Genomic DNA, 4,018 nt, shown 5'->3' with positions numbered 1-4,018 from the left:
AGGGGTATCGATCAACTGAATGTTCAACGAATGCTGCGACGACGAGTAGTTCTCGATCGTGAAGCTCGCGTCGTCCCGCGTATCCGTAACGGTCAGAGTCGTTCCCGACACCCGGTAGGCATAGGTGCCATCCCGACTGACGTAGCGTTCACTCTCCTCGTCGAAGACGCCTCCGCGGAGGATGTTGCCACCGAAGGAGACCCAGCCCTGGTGGTCGGTATCCAGTATCGTGTCGCCGTCACCGGCGAGATAGGTATCGATGCCGCTCCCGCCTTCCAGGTAGTCCTCGCCTTCATCTCCTTGCAAGACGTCGCTACCGGCTCCGCCGTAGAGATGGTCAGCCTCACTGCCGCCGTGGATCCACTCGTCGGCGTCACTGCCGAAGACGTAGCGCTCCGTATGCCCCCCGGTCGTGGTAACGGTTTGATACAGCGCCCCGGACGCCAGATCGTGATACTCCCGCGCCTGGTCGCCGCGGACGCTCGACCCGGTCAGGTCACGCTGGATCTTCACCACCAGGAAATTCGCGCGATCCTCCAGATAGTGCTGGGTCATGCTGCCTTGCCCGGTTTCCGGGTCGAACAGGTTCAACGAGCCGTCCTGGTTATGGCGAGCGTAGTCGGCGTCAGGGACGGCGAAAGGATTGAGTTCGCGAAGGGCGTAACGCCACCCGATGTCCGCCCTGGCATGGGCGACAAGCTCATTCTCGACGTTGCGGGTGGTCAGGGTCAGACGGTTGCCGTCGAGATCCGCCGGCAGGGCGGTAGTGATCGGGGCGTCGGCCCCGAACAGGAGCGTGTAGAGCCTGTCCGCGATGTCACGCCGTTCGTCGTCGCTCTGATCTTTGGTCAGCTCGTAGAGTCCGACCGCCCCGTCGCCGCCGAAGATTCCGCCAATCAGGGCGGCGCCGACGATGATCGCTCCCGCGACCGGAGCGGAGAGGGTCACCCCGGCACCGGCCAGGGCACCGACGGCGATACCGCCGACCGTCGCCCCGACCGCCTCACCGACCGCAGAGCCGGCGGAGTCCACCGCCCACTCGGTCATGATCTCCCTAGCCGCCGCATGATCACCGGCTTCTTCGGCGGCAGAGGCCGCACTGGTGGCCAAGGCGAATCCCAGCGCTGTCCCCAGGATCCCCAGCTTGTTGAGCACCCTCGAGCCGGAGGAGAGCACCGCCCCTTCCTCCAGCGTCATCATCGCCTGCGACAGGACCTTGAGCTCCGACTTCTCCGCATCGCTCAAGGTGCCGAGGTAGGCATTGATCCGGCCATGAGCCTCGGGATGGTCGGTCAGGTAGGCCGACATGTCCGAAAGCTGCGCGTTGAAAAAGTCACCGGCCCCGACGACCAGGCTGCCGTCGGCCGCCCGTGCCGCGCTCAGGCCACTGGCAGCGATGTCGAATGCGGAGGCGGTCGTTAAGCGCCGGAAGACTGCTTGCAGGCCGGCATCGCCATGGAGACTCTCGATGTGTCGCAGCTCATCGATCGGAATCCCTTCGATGGAGGTGACGGTGCTGGATCGGAGCAGGACTTGAAGTTCGGTTGCCCCAAAAATTTTAGTGAAATTTGCGTTAGGGGCTAAAACCCTTACGTCACCAGTTGTAGATTCCGCAAACCGCCTAGATACATCATCCCAGACACCGTTTGCGTTGGTCCGGTTTCCATTGACGTCGTGCACACCATAGAGAAATTGGTTAGCAGAAGAGCCATAAGTTTCTGGACGGCTCCCAAACAATTCTTCTAGCTTATCCGCAAAAATAGTATTCTCATCATAATCAAGAAATGCAGCCGCCTCAGTATTATCAATAATTCTAATATCCGACCCCACAGATTCTAATACTAAGACTGCATCTCTCGCACTCTCTCCCCCTTGCAGAGTCCCGCTATACAGGACCGTTGTTGATCCACTCGAAGACAAATCCAATTGCGATATCAAGGATCGCAATTCTTCAATCGACCCGACATCACCAAGACGAGAGATGGCTTGCTCAGCAGTCAATCCCATGACAATGCTCCTTAATATCAGAAATTAAATTCAACAACCGTGTTTCTAATTTGCCGAAAAGCTCCCCGATACCCATAGACTTTAAGAGCTTCCTTTAATATAGAAACCACCTCACTCCTTGATGCGTCGGGAGCATCAATTTCCAGCAGATTCCATATATTCATGAAAGGCGTTTCTTTAAACTCACTAGAGCTTCCCGGATCCAGTTCAATAACTATTCGAATCAGAGTTCCACGCCATTTCAACACGCATAACTTTTTTCCTGTAGGTTGAGGATTTCCAGTTTGCCCTATTTCCCTTATGCTGCATAAAACAATGAAATAGGATCCAAGATCGCGATCTATTGTCCATGAATGCGAGAATCCGACAGGCCTTCCTTTTCTCCAACCCATCGGATTGTATTTTTTATGCAACGCATCTAAATTTTCTATCTTAACTTCTTCTTCAGAAACAATTTCGTTAACAAACACCATCTCATCGACCTCCTAAACTTAAGTCGTTTCGAGTGCCAAAGGTAGAGTAGAGAGCAGGCACATCATCACCGTAGCATCAACCTATCCTTTCCCGCCCCTTTCGTCCGGCGGTGCCTCACTAACTGATACGTAGTCCATGGCGGCCTGCTTCCCCTCATCAAACCGTGCATGCGGTTTTCCCGCACACGGCTTTCCGATGCCCTTCACACCAAGGCATGCGCCGATCGCCAGGGCGCCTTTGCATTTCTGAACCTATAGTTTTCAACTAATGCTGCAGCGTCGGTCTGGCCTATTACAACAATCCTGCCACCACTCCCCCCTGCAAGAGTTTGCGCCACGCTCCCTGAATGCACCCCATTGTTCAGCATGCCACTGTATAACAGCGTTTCAGCATCGCCAGCCGCGCCCGACACCTGGACGGATGCTTCCTGTACCAATCCTTTCAGGTAGTCAACGGAAAGGACTTCTCCCCTACCCTCCGCATCCGAAAGTTCCGCTAGGATGTCGTCCAGATTACGCGCCATGGCTTTTCACTCCCCAAGCCGTTTGCAAACCATCAATCCTTACCTCGTCCACCCCAACAAACCGCTTTCCGAAGGGAACAAACGCCTCGCAAACAAGCCGAAGCGCTTCTTGCTTGTCACTTTCACCGAATTCATCAGGAAACTTTACGCGTGACAAGGTAAAGAGCTTCACCCTTCCAAGTCCTTCAACGGGCATTCCGTCGTGAAATGCCTCAACCAACACAAACACCCCTTTCCAGTACAATAAATATTTTCCAGGCATCTCACGTTCTGGCCCCCCCCCATAGTTAGGCAGAAGAACGATATACCCCTTTCCCTATCTACGATCCTATCGAACAGACGAGTTCTGCACATTTTTTGGGCTTCCTGAACTTCAGGAAGCACCTGATCTTCGTTAGATATTTTTTCAAGGACAAAGGACATATTGTTTTCCTCATACAGATTTCATGAGAATAATACAGAAAAGCCGTGGAAATCCATCACAAGTCTATCATACCTTGGCGAGACCAAATTCAACATTAACGGCGACAAGGCGCTCCCTCCTGGTCATCGGCAGCACCTGCCACGTGGACGGATGCCTTGGTCACCAGAGTCCTCAGATGATCTACGACCAGTATTTCTTCGCAACCTTCTTTGTCCGTGAACTCCTGAATTATTTCACTCAGATTACGCGCCATTATCTTCCATCTTCTTACCTGACTTCCACTCCCTGACCTTTACCTCGGCTACCCCTGTAAATCTTTTTCCAAAAGCAACAAACGCTTCGCCGATTAGCCGCAAAGCTTCTTGCTTATCTTCCTCGTCAAACACCTCAGGATACTTTGTTTGTGACAAGGCAAATACCATCACCTCGCCAACCCCATCAACAAGCCCACCTCTTTGAAAGGCCTCAACCGAAACGTACGCCCCTTTCCAATACAACAAATACTTCCCAGGCCTCTCTCCCTCCGCCCCACCCCCCCATTGTTAGACAAAAAAACGAAACGCCTTTCTCACGGTCGACAACCCTGCTGG

At 54.0% G+C, this 4,018-nt stretch carries 5 protein-coding genes; all 5 read right to left on the bottom strand.

Translation table 11 applies throughout. The features are described from left to right. On the bottom strand, positions 1-2,007 hold a 2,007-nt coding region (locus tag ACYQ2W_RS25400), incomplete at its 3' end, for a calcium-binding protein (RefSeq protein WP_459873704.1). A gap of 17 nt (positions 2,008-2,024) precedes the next feature. Next, positions 2,025-2,480 carry a hypothetical protein gene (locus ACYQ2W_RS25395; RefSeq protein WP_459873702.1) on the bottom strand — a complete coding sequence of 152 codons (456 nt, stop codon included), beginning with the start codon at positions 2,478-2,480 and terminating at the stop codon, positions 2,025-2,027. A gap of 203 nt (positions 2,481-2,683) precedes the next feature. Then, positions 2,684-3,004 (bottom strand): hypothetical protein, encoded by a 321-nt coding sequence (locus tag ACYQ2W_RS25390; RefSeq protein WP_459873700.1) that lies wholly within the window; start codon positions 3,002-3,004, stop codon positions 2,684-2,686. Continuing rightward, the gene (locus ACYQ2W_RS25385) at positions 2,994-3,266 is read right to left on the bottom strand and encodes a hypothetical protein (protein ID WP_459873698.1); all 273 of its coding nucleotides are present in this window, start codon (positions 3,264-3,266) and stop codon (positions 2,994-2,996) included. The genes ACYQ2W_RS25390 and ACYQ2W_RS25385 overlap by 11 nt, the downstream gene beginning before the upstream one ends. A 404-nt stretch (positions 3,267-3,670) precedes the next feature. Next, positions 3,671-3,925: a hypothetical protein gene (locus tag ACYQ2W_RS25380; RefSeq protein WP_459873696.1), complete on the bottom strand. Its 255-nt coding sequence runs from the start codon at positions 3,923-3,925 to the stop codon at positions 3,671-3,673. Positions 3,926-4,018: the final 93 nt, after the last annotated feature.

This window comes from Endothiovibrio diazotrophicus, assembly GCF_054657215.1.
Note: the sequence above shows the minus strand (reverse complement) of the source record. Positions and strands in the feature narration are given on the sequence as shown.

Bases quoted from the DNA above. Each gene is read 5' to 3' on its own strand.
- ACYQ2W_RS25395 (WP_459873702.1), bottom strand. From the start codon at position 2,480: ATGGTGTTTGTTAACGAAATTGTTTCTGAAGAAGAAGTTAAGATAGAA.
- ACYQ2W_RS25390 (WP_459873700.1), bottom strand. From the start codon at position 3,004: ATGGCGCGTAATCTGGACGACATCCTAGCGGAACTTTCGGATGCGGAG.
- ACYQ2W_RS25385 (WP_459873698.1), bottom strand. From the start codon at position 3,266: ATGCCTGGAAAATATTTATTGTACTGGAAAGGGGTGTTTGTGTTGGTT.